The sequence below is a fragment of the Streptococcus parasanguinis genome (genome assembly GCF_964238605.1).
GTDB classification, from domain to species: Bacteria; Bacillota; Bacilli; order Lactobacillales; family Streptococcaceae; genus Streptococcus; species Streptococcus parasanguinis_AJ.
In genome coordinates, this window is record NZ_CAXSMM010000002.1 from 1 (window position 1) to 25,103 (window position 25,103).

24 protein-coding genes and 1 pseudogene are annotated in these 25,103 nt (G+C 42.1%); 22 read left to right on the forward strand and 3 right to left on the reverse strand.

Features of this window, described 5'->3' with window-relative positions:
* Positions 1 to 297 precede the first annotated feature (297 nt).
* The gene (locus ACESR9_RS02015) at positions 298 to 837 is read left to right on the forward strand and encodes an NADPH-dependent FMN reductase (protein WP_373105279.1); all 540 of its coding nucleotides are present in this window, start codon (positions 298 to 300) and stop codon (positions 835 to 837) included.
* Positions 838 to 865: 28 nt separating this feature from the next.
* Here ACESR9_RS02015 and ACESR9_RS02020 read toward each other — a convergent pair whose 3' ends face one another.
* Positions 866 to 1,561 carry a VIT1/CCC1 transporter family protein gene (locus ACESR9_RS02020; RefSeq protein ID WP_155167886.1) on the reverse strand — a complete coding sequence of 232 codons (696 nt, stop codon included), beginning with the start codon at positions 1,559 to 1,561 and terminating at the stop codon, positions 866 to 868.
* Positions 1,562 to 1,841: 280 nt separating this feature from the next.
* Positions 1,842 to 3,236, reverse strand: a complete 1,395-nt coding sequence (locus ACESR9_RS02025; RefSeq protein WP_373105282.1) for an MFS transporter — start codon at positions 3,234 to 3,236, stop codon at positions 1,842 to 1,844.
* A 319-nt stretch (positions 3,237 to 3,555) separates the two neighbouring features.
* On the opposite strand from ACESR9_RS02025, the pseudogene ACESR9_RS02030 reads away from it, so the two are divergent.
* The 6 genes and pseudogenes from ACESR9_RS02030 (at position 3,556) to ACESR9_RS02055 (ending at position 10,612) form a co-directional block, all read left to right on the forward strand.
* Positions 3,556 to 4,847, forward strand: a pseudogene (locus ACESR9_RS02030) (PTS transporter subunit EIIC).
* A complete protein-coding gene (locus tag ACESR9_RS02035; RefSeq protein WP_373105285.1) occupies positions 4,834 to 5,691 on the forward strand; it encodes an alpha/beta hydrolase in 858 nt (285 codons plus the stop codon). Before ACESR9_RS02030 ends, ACESR9_RS02035 begins: the two are co-directional and overlap by 14 nt.
* Before the next feature lie 83 nt (positions 5,692 to 5,774).
* A complete protein-coding gene (locus ACESR9_RS02040) occupies positions 5,775 to 6,893 on the forward strand; it encodes a DUF4767 domain-containing protein (protein WP_373105287.1) in 1,119 nt (372 codons plus the stop codon).
* Positions 6,894 to 7,107: 214 nt separating this feature from the next.
* Positions 7,108 to 7,671: a hypothetical protein gene (locus tag ACESR9_RS02045; RefSeq protein ID WP_049522699.1), complete on the forward strand. Its 564-nt coding sequence runs from the start codon at positions 7,108 to 7,110 to the stop codon at positions 7,669 to 7,671.
* 177 nt (positions 7,672 to 7,848) lie between these two features.
* Positions 7,849 to 8,616: an ABC transporter ATP-binding protein gene (locus ACESR9_RS02050; protein WP_373105290.1), complete on the forward strand. Its 768-nt coding sequence runs from the start codon at positions 7,849 to 7,851 to the stop codon at positions 8,614 to 8,616.
* Entirely contained in the window at positions 8,609 to 10,612 is a 2,004-nt protein-coding gene (locus tag ACESR9_RS02055) for an FtsX-like permease family protein (RefSeq protein WP_049514854.1), read from the forward strand. Before ACESR9_RS02050 ends, ACESR9_RS02055 begins: the two co-directional genes overlap by 8 nt.
* A gap of 99 nt (positions 10,613 to 10,711) precedes the next feature.
* Here the strand turns inward: ACESR9_RS02055 and ACESR9_RS02060 are convergent, their stop codons facing one another.
* Entirely contained in the window at positions 10,712 to 12,676 is a 1,965-nt protein-coding gene (locus ACESR9_RS02060) for a peptide ABC transporter substrate-binding protein (protein WP_373105294.1), read from the reverse strand.
* 258 nt (positions 12,677 to 12,934) lie between these two features.
* Here ACESR9_RS02060 and ACESR9_RS02065 point away from each other — a divergent pair, with 258 nt between their 5' ends.
* From ACESR9_RS02065 to nth, 15 genes are all read left to right on the forward strand, one after another.
* Positions 12,935 to 13,264 (forward strand): PadR family transcriptional regulator, encoded by a 330-nt coding sequence (locus ACESR9_RS02065; protein WP_023917534.1) that lies wholly within the window; start codon positions 12,935 to 12,937, stop codon positions 13,262 to 13,264.
* A complete protein-coding gene (locus tag ACESR9_RS02070) occupies positions 13,258 to 14,058 on the forward strand; it encodes a hypothetical protein (RefSeq protein WP_373105296.1) in 801 nt (266 codons plus the stop codon). The genes ACESR9_RS02065 and ACESR9_RS02070 overlap by 7 nt, the downstream gene beginning before the upstream one ends.
* Positions 14,055 to 14,885 carry a hypothetical protein gene (locus tag ACESR9_RS02075; protein ID WP_373105299.1) on the forward strand — a complete coding sequence of 277 codons (831 nt, stop codon included), beginning with the start codon at positions 14,055 to 14,057 and terminating at the stop codon, positions 14,883 to 14,885. The genes ACESR9_RS02070 and ACESR9_RS02075 overlap by 4 nt, the downstream gene beginning before the upstream one ends.
* Before the next feature lie 285 nt (positions 14,886 to 15,170).
* On the forward strand, positions 15,171 to 16,562 hold the full coding sequence (locus tag ACESR9_RS02080) for an APC family permease (RefSeq protein WP_201036856.1): 1,392 nt from the start codon (positions 15,171 to 15,173) through the stop codon (positions 16,560 to 16,562).
* Between the two features lie 104 nt (positions 16,563 to 16,666).
* Positions 16,667 to 16,903 (forward strand): DUF2829 domain-containing protein, encoded by a 237-nt coding sequence (locus tag ACESR9_RS02085; protein ID WP_000141913.1) that lies wholly within the window; start codon positions 16,667 to 16,669, stop codon positions 16,901 to 16,903.
* Positions 16,896 to 17,594, forward strand: coding sequence for a 3-oxoacyl-ACP reductase (locus tag ACESR9_RS02090; RefSeq protein WP_373105303.1), 699 nt, complete (start codon positions 16,896 to 16,898; stop codon positions 17,592 to 17,594). Before ACESR9_RS02085 ends, ACESR9_RS02090 begins: the two co-directional genes overlap by 8 nt.
* Before the next feature lie 383 nt (positions 17,595 to 17,977).
* Positions 17,978 to 18,637 (forward strand): ABC transporter ATP-binding protein, encoded by a 660-nt coding sequence (locus tag ACESR9_RS02095; RefSeq protein ID WP_049486387.1) that lies wholly within the window; start codon positions 17,978 to 17,980, stop codon positions 18,635 to 18,637.
* Positions 18,638 to 18,641: 4 nt separating this feature from the next.
* Entirely contained in the window at positions 18,642 to 19,844 is a 1,203-nt protein-coding gene (locus ACESR9_RS02100) for an ABC transporter permease (protein ID WP_373105306.1), read from the forward strand.
* Positions 19,845 to 19,943: 99 nt separating this feature from the next.
* Complete coding sequence (locus tag ACESR9_RS02105) at positions 19,944 to 20,441, forward strand: NUDIX hydrolase (protein ID WP_373105308.1); 498 nt, start codon at positions 19,944 to 19,946, stop codon at positions 20,439 to 20,441.
* Positions 20,438 to 20,878: an ASCH domain-containing protein gene (locus tag ACESR9_RS02110; protein ID WP_134974710.1), complete on the forward strand. Its 441-nt coding sequence runs from the start codon at positions 20,438 to 20,440 to the stop codon at positions 20,876 to 20,878. Before ACESR9_RS02105 ends, ACESR9_RS02110 begins: the two co-directional genes overlap by 4 nt.
* Positions 20,879 to 21,257: 379 nt before the next feature.
* Positions 21,258 to 22,637: a bifunctional UDP-N-acetylglucosamine diphosphorylase/glucosamine-1-phosphate N-acetyltransferase GlmU gene (glmU, locus tag ACESR9_RS02115; protein WP_156671547.1), complete on the forward strand. Its 1,380-nt coding sequence runs from the start codon at positions 21,258 to 21,260 to the stop codon at positions 22,635 to 22,637.
* 9 nt (positions 22,638 to 22,646) lie between these two features.
* Positions 22,647 to 23,192, forward strand: coding sequence for an NUDIX hydrolase (locus ACESR9_RS02120; RefSeq protein WP_003006238.1), 546 nt, complete (start codon positions 22,647 to 22,649; stop codon positions 23,190 to 23,192).
* An 11-nt stretch (positions 23,193 to 23,203) separates the two neighbouring features.
* Positions 23,204 to 23,539, forward strand: coding sequence for a cell wall synthase accessory phosphoprotein MacP (gene macP / locus ACESR9_RS02125; RefSeq protein ID WP_023917587.1), 336 nt, complete (start codon positions 23,204 to 23,206; stop codon positions 23,537 to 23,539).
* Positions 23,540 to 23,563: 24 nt separating this feature from the next.
* Complete coding sequence (locus tag ACESR9_RS02130) at positions 23,564 to 24,256, forward strand: 5'-methylthioadenosine/adenosylhomocysteine nucleosidase (protein ID WP_373105311.1); 693 nt, start codon at positions 23,564 to 23,566, stop codon at positions 24,254 to 24,256.
* Positions 24,257 to 24,418: 162 nt separating this feature from the next.
* Positions 24,419 to 25,042 (forward strand): endonuclease III, encoded by a 624-nt coding sequence (nth, locus tag ACESR9_RS02135; RefSeq protein WP_003006251.1) that lies wholly within the window; start codon positions 24,419 to 24,421, stop codon positions 25,040 to 25,042.
* The last annotated feature ends 61 nt before the right edge of the window (positions 25,043 to 25,103 follow it).

Genomic DNA, 25,103 nt, shown 5'->3' on the forward strand with positions numbered 1-25,103 from the left:
CCACTCAACCACTGCGTCTTGCTCGACAATCCAAAAATAATTGAGAGGCTAGGACTTTTGTCCCAGCCTCTTTTTCTGCAATTTTTTCGAATGGTATAAGTGAGGGGTTTCCCTACACGAAATCATTGAAGGTTGGAGACATTTGTCCAACCTTTTTTCATCTCACTTCTTTTGACCTTCCCTTAGTAAAATGGAGTAAAAGTTAAAAAAACCGAGTTGTAATCCTTGACATTACATTCCGATCCTGTATAATAGCTATTGTAACAAATAATCTTACAACAGAAAGAGGAAATAACTATGAAAAACATTTTATTTATCGTCGGATCTCTTCGTCAAGGATCATTCAACCACCAAATGGCTAAGAAAGCAGAAAGCCTTCTTGAAGGGAAAGCAACGGTGACTTACTTGGACTACAAGGACATTCCAATGATGAACCAAGATTTGGAAACACCAACCCTGCCTGCTGTGCAGGCAGCGCGTGATGCAGTTCTTGCTGCGGATGCCATCTGGATCTTCTCGCCAGTTTATAACTTTGCGATTCCAGGCGTAGTGAAAAACCTGATCGACTGGCTTAGCCGTGCCCTTGACCTGTCAGAAACGCGTGGTCCATCTGCCCTTCAAGACAAGATCGTAACGGTTTCTTCAGTAGCCAATGCCGGACACGAACCAATGTTTGCGGCTTACCAAGCGCTCTTGCCTTTCGTTCGGACTCAAGTGGTTGGAGAGTTTACTGGAACAACCGTTAACGCAGAAGCTTGGGAAACAGGTGAATTGGTCTTGACAGATGAAGCAGTGGAAGGGCTGGAAATACAAGCACAAGCATTATTAGAAGCATAAGAAAAGCTGAGACAGAAGTCTCAGCTTTTTAGATACTAAAGAGTTGTCCGAAGAAGTAAGTCACACCCATGGTGAGAAGGCCAATGATGAGGTTGCGAAGCATGGCTGGCTTGGTTGGTGCTTTTCCTAGTTTTGCACTGGTATAGCCAGTGAAGATCAAGGATAGTCCAACAACGAAGACTGTCACCGGAATGCGATAGGCAGCTGGAAAGAGAATGATAGAGAGCATTGGAGGAAGGGAACCAACCGAAAAAGCAAGGAAGCTAGATGCAGCAGCATGCCAAGGATTGGTAAACTCCTCGTATTCGATACCATATTTCTCTTCGACCAGGGCTTTGAGGGGATGTTTCAGAAAGGCCCGCTCTGTCAAAATCTTTGCGGAAGTTTCGCATTCTCCATTTTGAAGATAAGCATGGTAGAGAGATTCTCTAGCTAACTTTGGATCGCGATCCAACAAGGCTTGTTCGCGGTTTACAGCAGCTTCTTCCGTGTCTTTTTGTGTAGAAACAGAGACATACTCACCGCCTGCCATCGAAAAGGCACCTGCCAGAATCGCAGATAAGCCAGATAGGAAAATAATCCAGATGTTTGGTGTGGCACTGGCCACCCCGATCACGACCCCAGCAATAGAAATGATTCCATCATTGGCACCGAGAACAGCAGCCCTCAAGATATTCAAGCGATCGCTAAATGATTCATCTACTCCATGTTTCGTTTCAGTCATACAATGTCTCCTTTGTCTTGTTTAGAATGATTATAAATAAAAAATAAAAAGAAAGCAAGGATTTTAACTCAAATGATAAAAGTTCGACAATTTAATGGAATTTTTTAGTTGTAAAATTTGGCATTACAAGCAAAAAAAGAAAGAATAGGGTATACACCGATCCTAGCAAGATTTATTTAGCAGAAGTGGCATAATTTTTGAAGATCCTGATAGCATTGTCACACGGGTCAGAAAAGGATAATAAAAAACAGCAAATTTTGCTGTTTTTTATTGAGATAAATTAGTTCGTTTCATTTTCTTTTCCCACCACCCAAAATAAGAGAAGGAGTTGGAAGATGCCCAAGGCGAATAAGACCATAAAACCGTTGCGGCTTCCTTTAGCAGTGGCTTGGGTGAAGTCCATCTTTTGATTGGCTTGGCTCATGGCAACGATCAGTGAAGCCAGGGTTGTTCCGACAGCGCCTGCAAATTGTTGCAGGGTGTTAAAGATCGCGTTCGCATCAGGTTGCTCCTCCAGCGCCAGTTGTTTCTGTCCGTTTGTCATGATATTGCCAAAGGCAAGTCCCATACCGGTCATGAAGATCATGTAAAAGATAAGAATCAAGCCATTTGTCAGCTTCAGGGCAAAAAGGGTGAAGTGGAAATGGGCCAGAAGGATTAAAGCAGCTCCAAGGAGAATCGGTTTGCGAGCGCCCAACTTATCTAGAATGAGACCAGAGAAGGGAGAAAAACCTGCTCCAATGATGGCTCCTGGAAGCAACATCAAGGCTGCAAGTGTGGTACTCGAGTGGTTGACCAATTGGACATAATTGGGCAAGAGAAAACTCATGGCAAGAGAGCCTAATTGGAAGGTGAAAAAGGCAAGAACATGGCCAGTGAGGAGATGGTTCTTTAAGATGGCAAGGTTGATAATGGGAGTCTCCAACTGATTGGACCGCCAGACCAAGAGAACGAGTCCCAAGAACCCGATCACCAGCCAACCAAGGACAGAAAAACTAAAGAAAGCATGATCAGAAAGACCGTGAATCCCTAAAATCAAGCCTAAAAATGAAGCAATAATGGCGAGAAGGCTCATGATATCAAGTGTTTCCCGCTTGACTGTACTGATTTGCTCAATGGAGCGAAGTCCTGAAACTAGCGAAGCTAGAAGGATCGGGAATTGCACTAAGAAGATGGACCGCCAGCCAAAGTTAGCTGTCAAGAGACCACCGACAGTAGGCCCAATGGCTGGAGCGATAGCTGTAATCAGGGTCCCCACTCCCATCATGAGACCGATCTTGCGTTTTGGGACCTGCTCTAAAATGATATTAAACATCAGAGGAAGGGCAAAACCAACCCCCATTCCTTGGACCAATCGACCCAGAACCACAAAGTCAAAACTTGGAGCTAGGAAGTCAATGAGAACACCTAAAACAGATAGGAGATTTCCAACTAAAAAGATGGACTTCATTTTAAAAGAGCGCTTGAGGTAGGCAGATAAGGGGACTACACAGGCAACCACTAGAAGATAGATGGTGGTGACCCACTGGACGGTTGCGGTATTGATCTCAAATTCCTTCATCAATATTGGGAAGGTAATATTCATGGCAGTTTCTCCAGCCACCCCGCAAAAGGAAAGGATCCCTGTTGCAAAAATAGCATACAGTACCTTGGCTGAAATTTTTTCTTGTGACATCGGTGTCTGATTCCTCCTAAATCTTCCTATAGACATGGACTATGGTATAAAATCGGATGAAAATTCATGGTAACGATCTGATTTTCCGTCAGGTAGCATAGTAGGACCTACGGTAACCTGATCCATCGTTTTGTTAGCTAACAAATAGTATAGAGGAAATGAAGACCCCTGTCAAAGAGTTTTTGAAAAGTTTTGAAAATATTAACAGCATTCTCAACTGATGACATCTCTCCAAACGAAAGGATGCGGTCGCGAGTATGGTATAATAAGAAGAAAGTAAGCAACGTGAATAAGTCAATCAACTCGAACAGGAGGCCCCATGACCAAGTATTTAGTCCAGAAGTTTTTCTGGTTACGAGAAAAAAGTTTGATTCAAATTTCCCAGAAAACCCTGGTTTCCTTATTTCCTTTTTTTCTATTTTCAGGAATCATTCGGGTGATCGCTCTATCGGTCTTCTCCGATCGAGGCTATATCCATCAGCTCTTTTCGATGGATAGCTGGTTGCCATGGGATCAGGCCATCAGCCAGGTCCTCGGTAATATTTCCAACTTTCTAGGAGGTCTAGCTGGACCGTTAGCGACCTACTTCGCTGGAAAATACACAGCTGGGCACTACGGTAGAAGTACAGGGACAGCAGGTGTCACCGCTCTTTTGGTCAGCTTGATTGTAGGGCCCCAGGAATTGTTGGTGGGCCCCCTCCATGACGGAAAACTGACGCGTATCAACTTACCTGCGACGACCAATATCGTCTTAGCGATTTTTTTTGCTATCTAATTGGGCAAATCTTTCGTCTATCCAAGGCCAGTGACGACCAGATTGTGGACAAGGATTTCATCTATCAGCCCAAGACTGTGCGTCCCATTTTCTTGTCCTTAGTTCTAGGGGTCAGCCTCAATCTTCTTTTGGTCCTTGGAAATCAATTTAATATTTTTCAGACTATCCGACAGTTCTTGGCTTCTCTAATGGTAAGCAGTCATCATCTGCTGTCCACCTTTGTCATGGGACTATTTAGTGGGCTATCTGCTTGGTTTGGTAATAGTCAATCCTTTGCCTTGAACTCAATTGCGGATGATAACTTTGCTTTGGAAAATCTTACCTACGCTGTGACGCATCATACAACGACAGGCATTCCTCATCTCTATACCTTGACCAATTTGTACCGCAGTTTTGGTCTGGTAGCTGGAATTGGAGCCGTCCTAGCGCTTTTGGTGGCGATCCTGTTGGTTTCACGAAGTCAAAAGGACAAGAAAGTCAGTTTTCTCAGTCTGTTTCCAAGTCTCTTTAACAATGGGGCTTCCTTCATGGTAGGGATACCGGTCCTCCTCAATCTCCTATATGTGATTCCCTTCTTATTGATCCCTTTGGTGAATATGGGAATAGCAGCTCTAGCTTTGTGCTTTAAGCTGATGCCGGCATCTGTCTATCCAGTGCCAGATGGGACTCCTAGCCTTCTCTATGCCTTTATTGGGACAGGAGGAAGTCTTAGAGCCTTAGCTGTCAGTATACTTTGTTTTGCCGTCGATGTGCTCCTTTATCTACCATTTGTCCGTATGGGAAATCGTATCCGAAAAGACTTAAAAGTGAAAGGAGAAAGCGATGAAGCCATCTAAAAAAACAACGATCGTCCTCACTTTGGTCAGTCTTTTCTTAATCGCTTTAGCCATTCCTTCTTATAGCTGGACTCGGACCAATGTTTCAAAAATCGAGAAATTTTATAATTCCAAACTGTCTCCCATCATCATGATCCCGGGAAGCTCTGCGACGGAGAACCGCTTCGATGGCTTGGTGACCAAGCTCAACCAGGGCCGCCAAGGAACCAAACACAGTCTACTTAAGGTTAAGGTTTGGAATGATGGGCATATCACCTATAGTGGAAGTATGGATGCCAAGGACAATGAACCAGTGATTGTGGTTGGTTTTGAAAACAACAAAGATGGCTATAGCAATATTAAAAAACAGGCTAAATTATTCAATCAGGCTTTTGAAGCCCTCCAAGAAAAATACAATTTTAATAATTTCAAGGGCTTGGGTCACTCCAATGGGGGCTTGATCTATACAGCCTTTATTGAAAATTATCTAGAGGATTATGATGTGGATCTCAAAACCCTCATGACCATTGGAACTCCCTATAATTTCACGGAAACCAATATCAAAAATAAATCTGAGATGTTGGCCGATTTTATCAAGGGAAAAGAAGCTATCCCCACAACCCTTCATATGTATTCAGTAGCAGGGACCATCACCTATGATTCAGATGAGTTGGTCCCGGACGCCAGTGTTTCCGCTGGGAAATATATCTACCAAAACCAAGCTGCTAGTTATACAGAGATCACCGTAACGGGCGAAGATGCTCAGCACTCGGACCTTCCAACCAATGATGAGGTCGTTGCACTAGTCAAACAGCATATCGAAAGTCAAACAGATCGTAGAAAGAAACCGAATAAAGAAAACTAAGTGTGAAGAAGGGATTCCTTCCTCACCCTTTTTTTAGTATAATAAAGATCAGTATGAAAACATGGGAGACAAAAGGAGAAAAGATGAAAAGAAAACAATGGATGCCCTTAGGCTTAGTGGCTTCAAGTATGGTCTTGTTAACAGGTTGTTACCAGAGATACCAACGCCAGTCTAGTCCCAAAAAAGAGGCTGTGACCAGCCAGACAAGTACTAAAAAACAGACGAAAAAAGCAGATGCGAAATCCTTGTATCAGTCAGTTTTTTCAGATTATCAAAAGATTTTTGCCACTTCAAATGATTTGGACGCCATCTCAAAATTGAATACGGAATTATCTAGAGAAGATCGGATGATCAATAGCTGGGTGATCGAGACTGTCATCAATCAGCCAGAAGCTGTCCGCTATGCCTTTAAGGACCTAAATAGCGATGGGGTAGAGGAGATGATCATCGCCAATCAGCAAACTGATGGGAGCTACTTTGTGACAGGAGTTTACTACCTCAAGGACAAAAAGCCGACCTTGCTAGCAGAAGGTTTCGTCGCTGGACACGGTGGAGCGCGCAATGCGACGACCCTCTATAAGGGAGGAGAAGTCTTAGAAGTCAGCTGGATGTCAGGAACTGGCCGTGGGGTAGCTGTGCTCTCACGGATAGAAAAGACGCCTCAAGCTGCGACCAAAGTCCAGGAAGAAGAAGTCCAAGTACCTGGTTCAGATCTGAATAGCCTCTTTGGAAAATCGGATGAGGAAAAATTGGATCTCAAGAGTTTCGATTGGCAAACTTTTGACAGCACACCATCAGCGGGAAATAGCCAAAGCCAGGAAAAAACGCCTTGGAATGCTGAAAAATCAGCAAAATTAGCAGAATTTATGAAGACCTGGGGCGAAAAGATGGGCCAACCCAACTATCAAAAAGGCATCGCTGGCGGTGATGTAGGACCAGACAACCTCTACACTCTAGGGGAAAATAGTAAGATGGATGCCATTTATACAGATACCGGTCAGGGAAATGCAAAATACCGCATCGTGGAACGCTATAGCAATTGGGACAAGTATCCAGATGTGCATAGTTATTTCTTTGCCATTACAGATACAGGAGAAGGCATTGTCTTTCATTCTCCAACGACTAATGGTGGAAAGATGTATCTAAAACCAACGGACAACAAGGAACTACAAGAAGAATTTACGCAGTTGCTTCATCAATAAAAAGAAAAATAAACCAGAAAAGGACTGTTTTTCTGGTTTTGTTTATTCAAAGATTGAATAAAAATACAACAAAAGAAATAATTTTTAGGATATAAAATATGTTAAAAACTAGTGATAATTAGCGGTGCATAAGTATTTGAAAACAGAAAATGTTTGACAATTGAAGGAAAATCATTTAAAATATATTCATTCTTTATTTATAGGAGAAAAAAATATGAAAAAACTTCTTACAGCCGGTGTGGCTCTCTTGTCCGTTGCAACTTTAGCAGCATGTTCTGGTAAAACTGCTTCAGAATCATCAAGCAAAGATGCTAAAGCTTCTTCTAGCAAAGTAGAAAAATCATCTACTTCAAAAAGCAAATCAAGCAGTTCATCAAAAACTTCAAAATCAGCATCCTCTTCTGTTGAAATTCCAGAAATTGTCTTGTTGACTGATGAAGAAATTGATAATGCCAAAACACTTGGTGATATGAAAACTATTTATGGAAAAATGATTGACAACTACACAAAATATGTCAAAGAGATTGGGGATAAGATGCCCGAGTCTGGTAAAGATGCCTATAATCAGCAAGTAGCTCCTGGGATCCAATCTATGGAAACTGCAAGAAAAACATTTAACGATACACTTTCAGCTGCGGGTTCTGATGATACAGTTGTTCCTGAACAAGCTCGTAGTCAATTCGCACAACAATTGAAAAATGCTCGCGATATTGCCCAAAAAGCTCTTGAAGGTGCTTATCAATCAATTGCACCATTGCTCTCTTCATCAGCCGAATAATTCATAAATGAAAATAGGTTAGGACCTCAAGTCCTAGCCTATTTTTGCTTTCTTACAAAAATGTAAGAAATAAAGGGGAAAATGTAAGGTTATGTTATGGTGAAAGCGCTTCAGTTTTAGTACAATAGATTTGTAAAAAACGATTGAAGCTTTTATCGAGCTAGAAAGGAACGGACCATGACCCTACTAGACGTTCAACACATCAAAAAAATCTACAAAACCCGCTTCCAAGGGACGCAGGTTGAAGCCCTAAAGGACATTCATTTTACCGTGGAAAATGGCGAATACGTTGCCATCATGGGAGAATCAGGATCTGGGAAATCGACCCTCCTCAATATCCTAGCCATGCTGGACCAGCCGACCGAAGGGCGGGTCTATCTCAACGGTACCGATACTTCCACCATCAAGAACAAGGATGCATCCAGCTTCCGTCGGGAAAAACTGGGCTTTGTCTTTCAAGACTTTAATCTGCTCGATACCTTGTCCGTCAAGGACAATATCCTCTTACCTTTGGTCCTTTCTCGCAGGCCCGTCAAGGAAATGATGAGCAAGGTGGATAGCGTGAGTCGGGAGTTGGGTATTCACCAGCTTCTTGAGAAATACCCTTACGAAATCTCTGGTGGGCAAAAACAACGGGTGGCTGTAGCACGGGCCATCATCACATCTCCAGAAATCCTTCTTGCTGATGAGCCAACAGGGGCGCTGGATTCCAAGTCTTCAGCTGCTTTGCTCGATGTCTTTGAAGATATTAATACAATGGGACAAACCATCCTCATGGTGACCCACTCAACTGCAGCGGCAGCTCGGGCCAAGCGCGTGCTCTTTATCAAGGACGGGATCCTTTACAATCAGATCTTCCGCGGGGAAAAAACAGAACGTCAGATGTTCCAAGAAATCTCGGATACCTTGACGGTCATGGCGGGAAAGGAGGATCATGATGTTTAAATTAACGAGTAAATTAGCTCTTTCCAACCTCAAACAAAATCGTAAGCTCTATTACCCTTTCGCTATAGCCGTTATTTTAACGACCATGATCCTCTATAGCTTTATCGCCCTGGCAACGACCCCTCACTTAGAGGCTTCTTACGGAGGACGAACGGCGAGATATGTCCTTGGTTTTGGTTGTTTCGTCGTCCAGCTGGTCGTCATCATTTTAGTGGCTTATGCCAATGGCTATGTCATGAAAAATCGTTCCAAAGAACTGGGACTCTACAGTGTTCTGGGGATGGAGAAGAAGCACCTCCTCGTCATGACCTTATGGGAATTGCTTATCTTCTATATCCTCACAGTTGGCGCGGGACTGGGTTTGGGACTCTTATTTGATCCCTTGATTTTTGCCTTACTCCTAAAATGTATGGGTCTACCAGTCGTCATTCAATCAACCTTCCAGATAGGGGCTGTTCTTAACACTTTACTTGGGTTAGCCTTAGCTTTTGGCCTCATTCTCTTGTTGAATTCTTTACGCCTTTTGCGCTACAGTTCCCTCCACCTCATGCAACAAAAGAAAGCAGGAGAGAAGAAGGGAAGATTCTTGCTGGTCCAAACTCTGTTAGGTCTAGGTCTCTTAGGAATTGCTTTCTATTTGGCGCTCACTGTTGAGCGTCCAGTTGCGGCCGTCCAAAGATTCTTTATTGCTGTCATCTTGGTCATTCTGGCGACTTATCTCTTATTCAACGCAGGATCGATTACCTTCTTAAGAATTCTTAAAGGTCGGAAACCCTACTATTACAAGCCGGAGAATTTTATCTCTGTTTCCAACTTAATAGCTCGGATGCGAAAAAATGCAGCGGGTCTTGCGACAATTAGTATTCTTTCCACCATGGTCTTGGTCACCTTAACCGGGTCGCTCAATCTCTTTATTGGAGGGCAGAATTACCTAGATACTATGTACCCTTCGGACTACAATTTTAGTGTGGGACATATGCCTTCAGATGCTGAAACAGAACCGGTTATTGAGGAGGTTCAAGCTATTATTCAGAAAACAGCCGATGCGACACATCTGTCAGATTATCAGGTGGCACAGACAACATACTGGTCGGCTGAAATTCGAAAGATTGATGGAAGGATCTTAGAGGTGTATGACCAGTCCGATCAAGAAACTGGTCAGGAATTGAAGACAGAAGGAGTAGTCTACTTTTTTGATCAGGCGACTTATGAGCAACTGACCGGTCAAAAAGTTGAGCTTGGGGAAAATGAAATCCTAGCCTATGGGTATCAATATCCTGGAAGATTAGACGCGCAATTAGAAATCAATGGGAAGACCTTTACGATTAAAGAAAAACTAGACTCCAATTTTATCCAAGGAAAACTCCCTCAAGCCGACCTGTTTCAACACCAAATGGGCTTGTATCTTGTCCTCCCTGACTTGAACCAACTGGGACTAAAAATTGATAAAAATTTGGAATTCTCTATTAGTGCTAAAAATAAAGAAAACCAAGATTTTATAGCTGGAATGGCCAAAGAGCTTAATTCGACAGACAAAATGAGTCAATATGGTGCGACTTTGTTTGGTGGGGTTGATCGATACAGCATGGAGAAGGAGTGGCGTGAATCAGCAGGGACAATCCTCTTTATTGGGATTTTCCTATCGGTGATCTTTCTATTGTCTACGGTACTCGTCATTTACTACAAGCAGATTTCAGAGGGCTATGAGGACCGGGATAATTTTGTGATCTTGCAACAAGTAGGGTTGGACCAAAAGCAAACGGCCACCACCATTCGCAAACAGATTCTCACTGTCTTTTTCCTTCCTTTATTCTTCTCCTTCCTCTACCTAGGAGTGGCCTACAAGATGATTGCAAAGATCGTTGCCCTCTTAGGAGCAACCAATGCGGGCTTGGTCCTTCAAACGACTCTTTCTATCTGCGCTGTCTTTTTCATCTCCTATATTCTCGTCTTTCTTCTGACTTCTAGAAGTTATCGGAAGATTGTCGTGCGATAGCGTTCGAGTCTATAAAAGATTAGAAATAAGATGAAAAATACAACATTTTGTTAGCACAAAAAACACCGAGGATTATATCCCCGGTGTTTTCTTTCGTGATTATTTCACGTGTTTTGCAAGTTCTTCTTGCGCTTTTTTGTTTGATTCTTCTTTTTCTTTCAACCAATTCTTATAAGCTTTTTCGTAGTCAGCCGTTGTGACTGTCTTGTCTTGCACTTTTTGGTATTTGAAGAAGCTTGTTTCACCTTTAATACCAATTGCAGAATTTGCTGCTGAGAATGGCGTCACCTTGGTGATAGATGGAACTCCACCCTTAGAGTAGATTGGAAGAACAATGGCGTTTTCTGTCAACCAAGCTTGGGCAGCAGCGTATTTTTCATAACGTGCATTGGTATCCAATTTTTCAGCATTGGCAGCATCCAACAATTCTTTGTATTGGTTCAAACCAATTTTTTCGATGAGCGCTTGGTCTTTCTTAGGATCAAGTCCCATACCAGTCAAGGTTGAACCATCTGTTGGGTTCAAGATATCCAAGTAAGTAGATGGGTCTTGGAAGTCAGGTCCCCAACCAGTGATATCCATATCAAAGTCTTTTTGCTCTGGTGATTGGGCAAAGTAAGTAGCGTTGTCTGCATCGTCTGTAGACAATTTTTGTACATCGATTACGACATTGTCTTTACCAAGAGCTGCTTCGATTGAGCTCTTCATAGAGTCTGCTTGTTGGACAAGAGCATTAGAAGATTGGTCTACGACATAGTCGATATGGATTGGGAATTGAACACCTTGTGATTGCAATTCAGCCTTCGCTTTTTCAAGTTCCGCTTTGGCTTTGTCCGCATTATGCAAGCTATCTTGAGCATCTGCGAAGCTAACACCTTTCCACTCATCTCCTGTTGCGGCAAGTTTTTCTTCAACGAGAGTACCGAAGTCTTTCCCGTCTGCTTGCACAAATGTCGGTGGAACTAGAAGGGTACGTAGAGTTTTTGATGCTCCGTCTTTCCCGTTAACTTGAGCGCTGTAGGAAGTTCTGTCTAAAGCAAAGTTCAAAGCTTGACGGAAGTTTTTGTTTTGAAGGGCTGTCTTCGTGTTGTTCTTTTGCTCATCAGATGTCTTCTTCGTATGGCCGTAATTTTGACGGTTGACGTTGAAGTAAGCATAGTAAACAGTAGAATCTTGAGGTGTATAAACGATGTTATCCTTGAATTTCTTCTCAATCGTACTGTAGGTTGAGCTTGTTGGGAAGAGACGAGCAGTAGATAGGTTCCCATCTGAGAAGTTACGAGCAAGGTAGTCTTGGTCGGATCCATCGAAGTAAGTTAATTTAACGGTATCGATGTGAACATTTTTCTTGTCGTAGTATTCAGGGTTCTTTTCCAACTCGATTTGTGATTTTGAAGTGAAGGACTTCAAAATGTAGGCCCCGTTGTAGAGGATCCCATTTGGTTTCACGCTACCAAAGTCTTTCCCAGCTGATTCCAAGAATTTTTCATTAACTGGCATCATGGTAGCAGTCGTCAATTTAGAATTCCAGAAAGATTCAGGTTGGTTCAAAGTATATTGAAGAGTGTGATCATCAACAGCTTTGACTCCAACAGTTGAGAAGTCTTTGGTTTTCCCGTTTACATAGTCATCCAAGCCTTTGACTGAGTTTTGAACCAAGTAAAGTGCATCAGATTTTTTATCTGCTACATATTTCAGAGATGTCACGAAATCTTTTGCAGTGACGTCAGCGTATTCATTTCCTTCTGAATCATACCACTTCGCGTCTTTTCGAAGCTTGTAGGTATAAGTCAGACCGTCTTTTGAAACAGACCAGTCCTCAGCAAGAGCAGGCACTAAGTTACCGTATTGATCGTTTTCAAACAAACCATCGACCAAGTTGGTAGTAATGTCGCTTGTAGTTGAACGATTTGAAGTCAAATAGTTCAAGGAATCAGGGTCTGTACCATACACGTAGTTGTAGGTTGTTCCCTTTGATGAATTAGAAGATGAACCACATGCAGCAAGGAAAAGCGTTGAAGCAGCGGCAACACCTGCTAAAAGAGCAAGCTTCGATTTTTTCATATTCGTGTCTCCTTTTGAATAATTTTAATTATTATACTCCAATCAATCTATAAAATAAAGTGTTTTTTGAACTTTTTTTGTATATTTACACACCAATATACAGTGAAAGCCTTGATTTTAAAGGATTTTTAAGGAATAAAATTTTTTTAAAAAAGTTACTATTTTGCTTTACATACTAGTTGAGAAAGAGTATACTGATAGTGAATAAACTAGTATGTAAAACAAACTAGTGAATATGTGAAAAAAGAGGTGAGAAGGATGAAAGAGTCCCAATTACTAAAGGGAGTCTTGGAGGGCTGTGTGCTGGAGATTATTTCCAAAAAGGCCATCTATGGCTACGAATTGATTCAAAGTCTCAAAGAGATGGGATTTGATAAGATTGTCGCTGGGACCATTTATCCCCTACTTCAAAAGTTAGAAAAACAAGGAATTATTCATGGGGAAATGAGGCCGTCTCCAGATGGTCCTGATCGTAAGTATTTTTCACTCAGTGATGCTGGAAAAGAACGTTTAGGGGAATTTTGGGACCAGTGGCAGGAGCTAGTCACGAAAGTAGAACGTATCAAGAAGGAGGGGGAAGAATGGTAGAAAGTTATACAGAAAAAATGTCAGATGAATTGATTCATTTAAATAAAGAGGATCAAGCCTATGTGAAAAAAATGGTCGCTTATATTGGGGCTAAGTCCTATTTTTATGATGATGAAGCACTCGGTGAACAACTCTACAATATGGTTTGCGACCTAAAAGTTGCTGAGAAAGAAGGCATTCGGGCAGTGGATTATTTTGGAAAGGATCCACGGGCGATGGTGGATCAAGTTCTTTCAGATTTGCCTAAACGCTCTCTAGGATCTTATGTGGGACTCGTCTTCCTACTTGGAGTGATCTTAGTTGGTATGCGTTATTTAATGGATTTTACCTGGATGACGCCACTAAAAATCGAACCCTTGACCTATGTTGTCATTCTCCTCAATTTCTTGGTGTTCAGCCAGTTTATCACGTGGCTTTGGTCTAAACAGAGCTATGGTGAAATGAAGTGGTCTTGGGCTATGTTTATCAGTGTGATCAGCCTGATGGTATTTCTGAACATTGTACGACTATGTTCGATCTATTTTGGCCACATTGGGAGTCTCTTCTTATCAGATGGTTGGGGGATTGTTCTTGCTGTCTTAGTCCTACTTGGGTTTACGGTCATGGCTTTTAGAAGCAAGGATCGTCTGATGACGAGTTTACTAGTCCTGGGCTTGACTTTCTTAGTTACTGGATGTTGGATTCGTCTTGTGAATCAGGAAACTGCTCATTTAATAGGCTGGCTACTTCCTCTCATGGGACTAGTCCTGACCCTTGTTGTATTTTGTCTCCAAAGAAAGAAGGAAGAAGCATGAAATCAGCAATGTATTTTGAAGAAACGCAGGCCTTGATGCAAACCTTTAGCCAAGAGGACCAAGCTTATTTCCAAGATCTCTGGGATTATTTCAATCTTGCAGGTTTCTTATATGAGGAGAAAGCCTTAAGAGAGCAGGTCTATAATTTAGCGGTAGATTTTTCACAAGCAAGCGGAGATGGCCTCACGGCAAAGGATTATTTTGGCCTTGATCCGAAGGGAATGGCAGACCAAATCATCGAAAATATGCCCAAAGAATCGACTCGCTCTGTTCTAAAATATGGGGCTATCTTTTCAGGTATTGTGATTTTTTATCGCCTCTTAAGTGATTTTGCTTCCCAAGCGGTCCTTGTGCTCAAGCCGCTAGTCTATTTAACCGACATCATTTTGGGACTCCTAACTGTTGGGATCATCTTCTATCTCCTTCGTCGTCTCATTTTTGCGGAGGAAAAAGCGAAAAAAGAAATTTATGTAGTCTTTGTTCTAGTTCTAGGATTCTATTTTGTCAGTGAAATTGTGGGAGTTCGCTTCTTGCCAGCTATTGCTTGGTTAGCGGTCCCTAGTCCTTGGGATGCTCTTCTCATGACAGGGGCTAGCGGAGCTCTCATTCTTTGGCAATGGAAAGAAGAGTTTGGACGAGCTTTCATCTTTCCTATCGTTGCCTTTTTAGTGGTTGGATTCTTACATCGCTGGACCTTGGCACAAGGAGTTCAGAATCTTGGTATGACGGTTCTTCTGCCCACAGTGATCATCGTCTTTGGGTTGGTTATTTATTATTGGTTTACGATTCGTGCTTTGAAAAAGAATAGGACGGAAAGTGATAAATAGTAAGAACAGGGGGGGCTGGGACAAAAGTCCTAGCCTCTCAATTATTTTTGGATTGTCGAGCAAGACGCAGTGGTTGAGTGCTCAAAGCACTGCTTTGAGGTGGTAGATAGGACTTGCTAAGCAAGTTTCCTAAGTAGTTGTTCGCTTTTCAAGTTCCAAAGATGCCCTACTCAACTGTGCGGAGGTGGGACGACGAAATCGAATTCTGACGAATTACCGATTTCTGTCCCACTCTCTTTCTTGTCCAAGTATGATAGAATAAACTCATTAGATGGGAGAATAGATATGAATTTATTTCGAAAAAAGGGACTTGGGCAAGTACACCCCGGTCTAAATCGCCATTTACGTTTATGGGATTTGATTATTTTAGGAATTGGTGCCATGGTGGGGACAGGGATCTTCACGATTACAGGGACTGCAGCCGCGAATTTAGCTGGTCCAGCCTTGATCATTTCGATTGTGATTGCGGCTTTTTGCGTTGGCTTATCTGCCCTCTTCTTTGCTGAATTTGCGTCTCGCATCCCTTCAACTGGTGGGGCCTATAGTTACCTCTATGCCATCTTTGGAGAGTTTCCAGCCTGGATTGCAGGTTGGTTGACTGTGATGGAATTTATGACAGCCGTATCAGGGGTGGCTTCAGGTTGGGCTGCTTATTTCAAGGGTTTGTTGGCCAATCTTGGCTGGAGCCTGCCGACGGCTTTAAACGGGACTTTTGATCCAGCTAAGGGAACTTATGTGGATCTCTTGCCTATTTTGGTCATGGTCCTCGTCACTGCCTTAGTCCTTATGAATGCAAAAGCGGTCTTACGTTTTAATTCCTTGCTGGTCTTACTCAAGTTTTCCGCTCTTGCCTTGTTTATTCTTGTTGGGATTTTTCACCTAAATCCTGCCAACTGGGCAAACTTTGCCCCTTATGGATTTGGCGAAATCTATGGTGGTCAAACAGGGATTATGTCTGGAGCTTCGCTCATGTTCTTTGCCTTTCTTGGTTTTGAGTCCATTTCAATGGCGGTCGATGAAATCAAGGAACCACAAAAGAACGTTCCTCGTGGCATTGTCCTTAGTCTTTTGATCACAACTGTTCTTTATATTTTGGTTACCTTAGTTTTGACTGGTATGGTTCCTTTTAAGAACTTAAATGTAGAAGACGCGGTTGCCTTTGCCCTCCGTCAGGTCGGAGCTGGCTGGGCTGGAAATTATGTATCGCTGGTAGCGATTTTGACCCTGATTACCGTCTGCATTTCGATGACCTTTGCCCTTTCACGGATGATTTACAGTTTGGCGCGGGATGGTCTCTTACCAAAAGCTATGAAACAGCTCGATCCAAAAACCAGAATTCCCAAAAATGCAACACTAGTAGCTGGATCGATGGCTGCCATTGCTGGTGGAGTCTTTCCACTTGCAAGTATCGCTTCCTTCTTAAATATCTGTACCTTGGCTTACCTGGTTATGTTGGCCCTTGCCCTCTTGAAATTGCGCAAGGAACACGGGGCTCCTGGACCTGGTGAATTTAAAACACCCTTAGTTCCAGTTTTGCCAATCCTATCGATTGTGGTCTGTCTGTCCTTTATGACCCAGTATTCCCTATCGACCTGGCTGGCCTTCGGAGTTGCTCTCCTGATCGGGGTCGGAATTTATTTTGGTTATGGGTATCGCCATTCAGAAGAAAATCAATAAACCATAAAAGCTAGAGTAGAAGAACTCTGGCTTTTTGTATAGGGGAAGCTCTTTTTTTGGTATAATAAAGGGAGAAAGTTAACTAGATAACAAAGGAGAACATCATGACATTTGAAGAGATTTTACCAGGCTTAAAGGCTAAGAAAAAATATGTACGTACAGGCTGGGGTGGAGCAGAAAACTACGTCCAATTGTTTGATACCATTGAGCAAAATGGGGTGGCTCTAGAAGTGACGCCTTATTTCCTCATCAACGTGTCTGGTGAGGGTGAAGGTTTCTCCATGTGGAGTCCAACCCCTTGTGATGTCTTAGCGACAGATTGGGTGGAAGTCCATGACTAAAAGTGTCTTGATTACAGGCGTGAGTTCCGGGATTGGTCTGGCTCAAGCTCGCCTCTTTCTAGAAAAGGGCTACCAGGTTTATGGGGTGGACCAGGGAGCGGATCCCCAGTTAGCAGGTGCTTTCCATTTCTTGCAACGGGACTTAACTCTTGATTTGATGCCGATTTTTGACTGGTGCCCTGAGGTAGAGGTCTTGTGCAATACAGCCGGAGTTTTGGATGATTACAAGCCGCTTCTGGAGCAAAGCGCTCAGGAGACTCAGGAGATTTTTGAGATCAACTATGTGACCCCGGTGGAGCTGACACGGTATTATCTGACTCAAATGTTGAAGAAGAAGCAAGGGATCATCATCAATATGTGCTCCATTGCTTCTAGCCTGGCAGGAGGAGGCGGCCACGCCTATACCTCGTCCAAACATGCTCTAGCGGGCTTTACCAAGCAGTTGGCGCTTGATTATGCAGAAGCTGGAATTCAGGTCTTTGGCATCGCGCCAGGGGCTGTCAAAACAGGTATGACCGCAGCGGACTTTGAACCAGGTGGATTGGCTGACTGGGTAGCCAGTGAGACACCCATCAAGCGCTGGATTGAGCCAGAGGAAGTGGCAGAAGTCAGCCTCTTTTTGGCTAGCGGGAAGGCGTCTGCCATGCAAGGGCAAATCCTGACCATTGATGGTGGATGGAGTTTGAAGTAGGGAAATGAAAAAGCAGGAGCTAAAATCTTGCTAAGAAATGTAATTGTTTTTTCCTTACTGAAAGAGTATCAAATCTAGGTGGACAATTGAGTTAGGACAGTGGTGAGACAGGTATTTACCTCTATGCTAAAGAAGATCTTACTGAATGAAATTAAACCTACCAGAGTGGTCAAGATGAATCAGATTTCTTTATGATTGGTCACGATGGAGATCTAGCCTATTTCACCAAAAAAATACAGGGATAATAACAATTATGAAGATAACTGAGGGTAAGTTCAGAAGAACTTTTTGAATGGGCTCTACCTGAAACCTTAAGAGATTGTTTTAGAAGAAACGAATAGTACAATTGATTTGCTAAGTTATTGTGGAATGAAGGTGAAATCATGATTAAATTAGTGAATGTTACTAAATGTTTTAGTGATGGATCGAATGTCAGATACATTTTCAAAAATTGTAATTTTGAATTTAAAAAAGGTAGCACGACTGCAATAGTTGGCCGTTCTGGATTAGGAAAAACTACTCTTGTTAAATTAATATTAGGGATTACCAGTTTAAATGAGGGGGATATCTTAGTCTGTGGTAGTTCCATTTTAGATATGAAAAATTTGAGTAAGGTAAGGCGTAGGAATATTGGCTGTGTCTTCCAAAACTTTAATTTGATTTCAGGTTTCACGGTGAAAGAGAATATTCTACTTCCAAGATATTTTTTTGAAAATGGAGAGAATAACATTAACGAAATTTGTAACACTCTAGGTCTTTCAAAGGAAATGTTAAGTAAGAGTATTGATAAGATTAGTGGAGGTGAAAAACAAAGAGTTGCTTTGGCAAGAGCTCTTATTAATAATCCAGAAATATTGATAGCAGATGAACCTACTGGTAATTTAGACGCTGCTAACGAACAAAATATAATAGAATTGTTGAAGCGGATCAATGAGGAGTTAGGTATCACGATTATAACAGTAACTCATAGTGATAAGGTGGCGAATAGTATGCAGTCTATTTGCACAGTTGTTGATGGCAAAATTGAGTACGTAAGGAGATGATAAAATGAATCATTCCATATTATTCATTGCTAAAAGAGATTTAGAAGTTAACAAACGAAGATATAGATTAGTTCGACTGTCGATAGCGATCTCTGTTTTGCTAATTGTTTTAGTGATGCTCATTTCTAATTCTTTCTATAATAAAATGATTAATGAAATGACTGTAGCAAATAAAAATGTTGTTACTGTTGCCTTTGGTAATAAAGAAAATTCTCTGAATTATAAAGCTTTGCCTTTATTTTCTAGTGATGATATTGATCGAGTTAAAAAAATAGATGAAGTAAAAAATATTACAGGTGTGAAACTACTATTTACGGATGATATCAAATTCCAAAATGGTAAGACATCGGTTTCCAATACTATCCATTGTCTAGAAGAAAAGTATTTAAAAAACCTGAATATTAGAATTGCTGAAGGGAAATTTCCAGAGAAGGACAATGAAATATTAATCGGAGATTCCGTACACAAGGCTACATCAATGAATGTCGGAGATACGGTGACTATTAAGATTGATAATCATTATGAAAAGTTTGTAATTTCTGGCATTATAGACAAGCAAGAAGCGCAGTTATTTTCTACCTTGCCAACAGAAATAAATCAAATGATGGCAATAAATGTAAAAAGTAGTAGCGTTTCATCAAATAAGTATTACTATCTGAATGCTACTGTAAAAAATGGAACCGATTTAAATGAAGTAGCAAACAAGATCGAAAAGACTGTTTTAAAAAATGAAAATTTGAAACAATCTTTATCAGGAACAGGATTAGATGTTGTTGTAGCAACACAACAGGATGTTATCAATATGCTATCCAGATGGTTTTCCTACATCGACCTTTTTATCCTCTTAATCATAGTTCTTATCTCTATTGTAGCGATTATTAATATCATCAATATTCTTGCCATTACCATTCAGGAGAATCATAAACAGATCGCAACTTTTAAAATCATCGGTGCATCTGATCGACAGATAAAAAGAATATATTTATTTGAAAGCTTCATGATGGGAGTACTAGGTACAAGCGCGGGATTGGTGATAGGAATTGCTATTTCTTATTTGATCATCTTTTTGAGTGGATTACCACTAGATATTGAACTTACCAGATTGTTGTTCCCGGTATTAATAGGGATACTCACTTCAGTTTTTGCAGGATTATTGGTATCTAGAAAAATTACTAAAATTGATATTGAAAAGGTATTAAATCAATAGAGAAGAAATGATTAGGGTCAATAAGAGATGGTGTTGCAAAAAGAATAGCTATACTGGTTTCACTATCGACTGAGCTTTGAATGAAAGTAGGAGGATTTGATGGAAATCAAAAATCACTTTGGCGTCTACGGAGTCTGTCTTCAAGAAGGGAAACTGCTCTGCATTGAAAAAACTAGAGGCCCCTATCAACATCGTTTTGATCTACCGGGTGGTAGTCAGGAACTCGGTGAGGGGTTGACAGAAACCCTCAAGAGGGAAGTTCTGGAAGAGACAGGATATTCTCTTAGCAGTTATTCAAATCCTAGAATTTACGATGTGATGGTTCAAGAAGAAGGGCAAGACTTCGCCGTACACCATATCATGGCCTTTTATGATATCGTACTCGATTTCGAGAGCTCTCAACAATCCCTTCCTCAGGAGGTTCTTGATGGGACTAATGATTCAGCAAATGTAGTTTGGTTGAATGTGGAAGACATTACTGCCGACAATGCTTCTCCTTTAGTATTGAAGGTGAAGGCAGAGTTAGGAGGATTTCCAGAATTAGAACTGACAAGCTATAGAAATTGGAAGGTAAAAGAAAAAAAGGAGAACCTATGACACCTCAAGAAATGTGGAATGCCTACAAGCAAATCAATCCCTCTATTGGAGATGAGATAGATGCCTGGGCCTTTGGAGTGGACCCAGACCTTTTAGCGGAACTGGTCTTTAAAGGCGAAAAAACAGCAACCGCCTCAGCTTATGACCTCTACGCAGTAGAGGACGAACCCCTTCCACAAGAAGGGACCTTTGATGTCATTTTAGACAGTCAAGATCAGGCTGTCTGCATTGTCGAAGTCACGAAGGTTTCCGTTCAGCCTTTTCATCAAGTGTCAGCCGATCATGCCTATAAGGAAGGTGAAGGAGACAAATCTCTAGCTTATTGGCGTCAGGTTCATGAAGACTTTTTCAAAGACTGCTTAGGAGAAGCGGGACTGACTTTTACACCTGACAGCAAGGTGGTTTTAGAAGAATTTCGCAAGGTTTATCCATTATAGAACACTCTTTTCTTTTAGAAAATCAGAAAAGAGAATAACTGTTTTCTATTAAAAAATACCTAGTGATTGTGTCAAGCTAAAAATACTGCCCAGTTCTTAGAACTATTAAAAGATTTTTTGAGACTTTCCGCTGTGAGAAAAGCGCTTGAAACCTAAAAGTTTCAAGCGCTCGGGAGTTTTGAAACTTTAGGTTCAAAACTAAATCATGGAACTTCGAAGAAGTTCGCTGATGTCCGTACTCACCCAAGGAAAGTCTCAACGAAGATTTGATCTTAATCTGACTCTCCTTCTAGGAGAGTTTTTTGGTTTGGGTCTTATTTTCCAAAAGGGCTAAAAAATGGTATAATGTAAGCGATATTGTACAGAAAAGAGAAATGTTATGCCAAATTATGCCATTATTTTAGCAGCGGGGAAAGGTACCCGTATGAAATCAGATCTGCCTAAGGTTCTTCACAAGGTTGCTGGGATCTCTATGTTGGAACATGTTTTCCGTAGTGTTGGAGCCATCTCACCTGAGAAGACGGTAACGGTTGTGGGCCACAAGGCGGAATTGGTGGAGCAAGTCCTAGCTGGACAAACAGAGTTTGTTAAGCAAACCGAACAATTGGGAACTGGTCATGCGGTTATGATGGCAGAGCCAGTCTTGGAAGGTCTTGAAGGCCATACTCTTGTCATCGCAGGGGATACTCCTTTGATTACAGGTGAAAGCCTCAAACACTTGATCGACTTTCATATCAACCACAAGAATGTAGCAACGATTTTGACAGCCGAAGCAGCCAATCCATTTGGCTATGGTCGGATTGTTCGTAATGACAATGCGGAAGTGCTTCGAATTGTTGAGCAAAAAGATGCGACAGATTTCGAAAAACAAATTAAAGAAATCAATACAGGGACTTATGTCTTTGACAATGCGCGCCTCTTTGAAGCGTTGAAAAATATCAACACTAACAATGCCCAAGGCGAATACTATATCACGGACGTGATTGGTATTTTCCGAGAAGCAGGTGAAAAAGTCGGGGCCTATACGCTCAAAGACTTTGATGAAAGTCTCGGGGTTAACGACCGCGTGGCCCTTGCAACAGCAGAAGGCATCATGCGTCGTCGCATTAACCAAGCCCACATGGTTAATGGGGTGAGCTTTGTCAATCCAGATGCGGCCTATATCGATGTCGATGTTGAGATCGCACCAGAAGTGCAAATCGAAGCCAATGTTACCCTAAAAGGTCACACAAAAATTGGGGCTGAGACAGTTTTAACTAATGGTACCTATATCGTTGACAGTGAAATTGGGGCAGGTGCTGTCATCACTAACTCTATGATTGAAGAGAGCACGGTAGCCGATGGCGTAACGGTAGGACCATATGCTCATATTCGCCCAGGTTCTAGCCTCGCCAAAGATGTCCATATTGGAAACTTTGTCGAAGTCAAAGGTTCGTCTATTGGCGAAAATACCAAAGCTGGTCATTTGACTTACATTGGCAACTGCCAAGTTGGTAGCAACGTCAACTTTGGTGCAGGAACCATCACAGTGAATTATGATGGCCAACATAAGTTTAAAACGACGATTGGAAACAATGTCTTTGTCGGATCCAATTCGACGATTATTGCGCCAGTTGAATTAGGCGACAATTCCTTAGTCGGTGCTGGATCAACCATTACCAAGGATGTACCAGCTGATGCGATTGCGATTGGTCGTGGCCGTCAAGTGAATAAAGAAGAGTATGCCCTTCGCTTGCCACACCATCCTAAAAATAAATAGGAGATTCTCATGCAATTTGAAGAAAAAACCATTGAGCGCAAGGAGATTTATCAGGGGCCGATTTTCCAAGTGGTCACTGATCAAGTAGAACTACCCGCTGGAAAAGGCCAAGCGCAGCGTGATTTAATCTTCCATAACGGAGCAGTAGCGGTTTTGCCGATCACAGAAGATGGGAAAACGATCTTGGTCAAGCAGTACCGCAAGGCGATTGAAAGGACTTCGGTGGAGATTCCAGCAGGGAAGTTAGAAAAGGGAGAAAATGCAGACCCTAAAGCGGCTGCTCTGCGCGAATTGGAAGAAGAAATTGGCTACACAGCGGATCTAGAGTTGTTGTATGATTTTTATTCAGCCATTGGATTTTGTAATGAGCGGATCAAACTTTATGGTGCGACCAACTTGAAAAAGGTGGAAAATCCACGTCCACAAGATGCGGATGAGACCTTAGAGTTATTAGAAGTGACCTTGAAGGAAGCCAAAGATTTGATCCAAACTGGCGAAATCTGTGATGCTAAGACCATCATGGCTATCCAATATTGGGACTTAATCAATAAATAGAGGAGGATCCGATGGGAAAACCTTTATTAACCGATGAAATGATTGAACGAGCAAGGCGAGGTGAGGACATCACCGGTCCTAATATGGTCGATGCTGAAGAAACGAAGATTATTCGGACAGACCACAGAGGATTTGGCTACGAACGTCCTATGAGAGAGAGTCGTATGGAGCGTCCACAGGAGAGCTATTCTCAGGATACTGTGCAGATCCAAGTGGAGCCCACAGTGACCAAGAGTCGTCGCATTGAAGAACGCAAACAAAGTGTGGTCCAATCCAAACTCAATAAGATTTTGTTCTGGATCATTGTGCTCCTCATTGCCTTGATCATTGCTATTTGGCGTCTATAGGGTCGTCACAAGGAGAGAAATGACATGAAAATTGGAATTATCGCAGCCATGCCCCAGGAGTTGAAGATCTTGGTTGAAGCCCTTGAAAATGGGGAAAAGCATCTGCGTCTTGGAAAAGTCTACTATACAGGATCAATTGGACGCCATGAGGTCGTTTTGGTTGAAAGTGGTATCGGAAAAGTCATGTCTGCTATGAGTGTAGCAGTCTTGTCCAATGATTTCAAAGTGGAAGCCATTATCAATACGGGTTCTGCAGGTGCCGTTGCACCGGGAATGGCCGTTGGGGATATCGTCCTTGCGGACAAATTGGCCTATCATGATGTGGATGTGACTGCCTTTGGTTATAAGTATGGTCAAATGGCAGGTCAACCACTTTACTTTGAATCCAGTCGCTATTTCGTATCAGAAATGAAAAAAGTTCTGGAAGAAGAGGCTGCGACCACACATGTGGGCTTGATTACAACAGGAGATAGCTTTATCGCGAGTGAAGAAAAAGTCGCAGCGATTCGGGAGCATTTCCCAGAAGTCTTGGCAGTTGAGATGGAAGGGGCAGCCGTTGCCCAAGCCGCACACGCAGCTGGACGTCCTTTCATGGTCATTCGAGCTATGAGTGATACGGCAGATCACGCAGCCAATATCTCTTTTGATGAATTTATCGTAGAGGCTGGCGAACGCTCTGCTCGAACCCTGATTACCTTCTTAAAGAGATTGGTGTAAAATAAACAATAGAGCCAAGGAATATCTTATGATAGAAGTGGGACGAAGAATGAAGTTCGATTCAATTTCATTTCCAGTCCCTCTTCTTTTTTTGAAGCTGATTTTTTTAGAAATAGGGTGTTTTCATGCTATAATAAAGTCTAGTAATGTAAAGGAGAAATTATGGTTTTATCAAAGAAACGGGCACGCCATGTGATTGAAGAAATTATTGCTCTCTTTCCAGATGCTAAGCCAAGTTTGGATTTTCGCAACCATTTTGAATTACTAGTAGCAGTCATGCTCTCAGCTCAGACGACAGACGCGGCTGTTAACAAAGCGACACCAGGTTTGTTTGCGGCTTTTCCAACCCCACAAGCCATGGCAGCAGCCAGTGAAGCCGATATCGCCAAGCATATTTCTAAATTAGGTCTCTATCGAAATAAGGCCAAATTTCTCAAAAAATGTGCCCAACAATTGCTGGATAACTTTGATGGGCAAGTGCCTCAGACTCGTGAAGAGTTAGAAAGTCTAGCAGGAGTAGGACGCAAGACGGCCAATGTGGTCATGAGTGTAGGTTTTGGTATTCCAGCTTTTGCTGTCGATACCCATGTGGAGCGGATCTGCAAGCACCATGATATTGTAAAGAAATCAGCGACGCCATTAGAAGTTGAAAAGCGGGTTATGGATGTTCTGCCAAAGAGCGAATGGCTAGCTGCCCATCAAGCCATGATTTATTTTGGACGGGCTATCTGCCACCCCAAAAATCCTGAATGTGACCAGTATCCTCAACTCTATCATTTTGATTAGGAATCAGTTCCTCTGCTCGAAAGAGCAGAGGTTCTTTTTTGTAATGAAACGTATATTTATA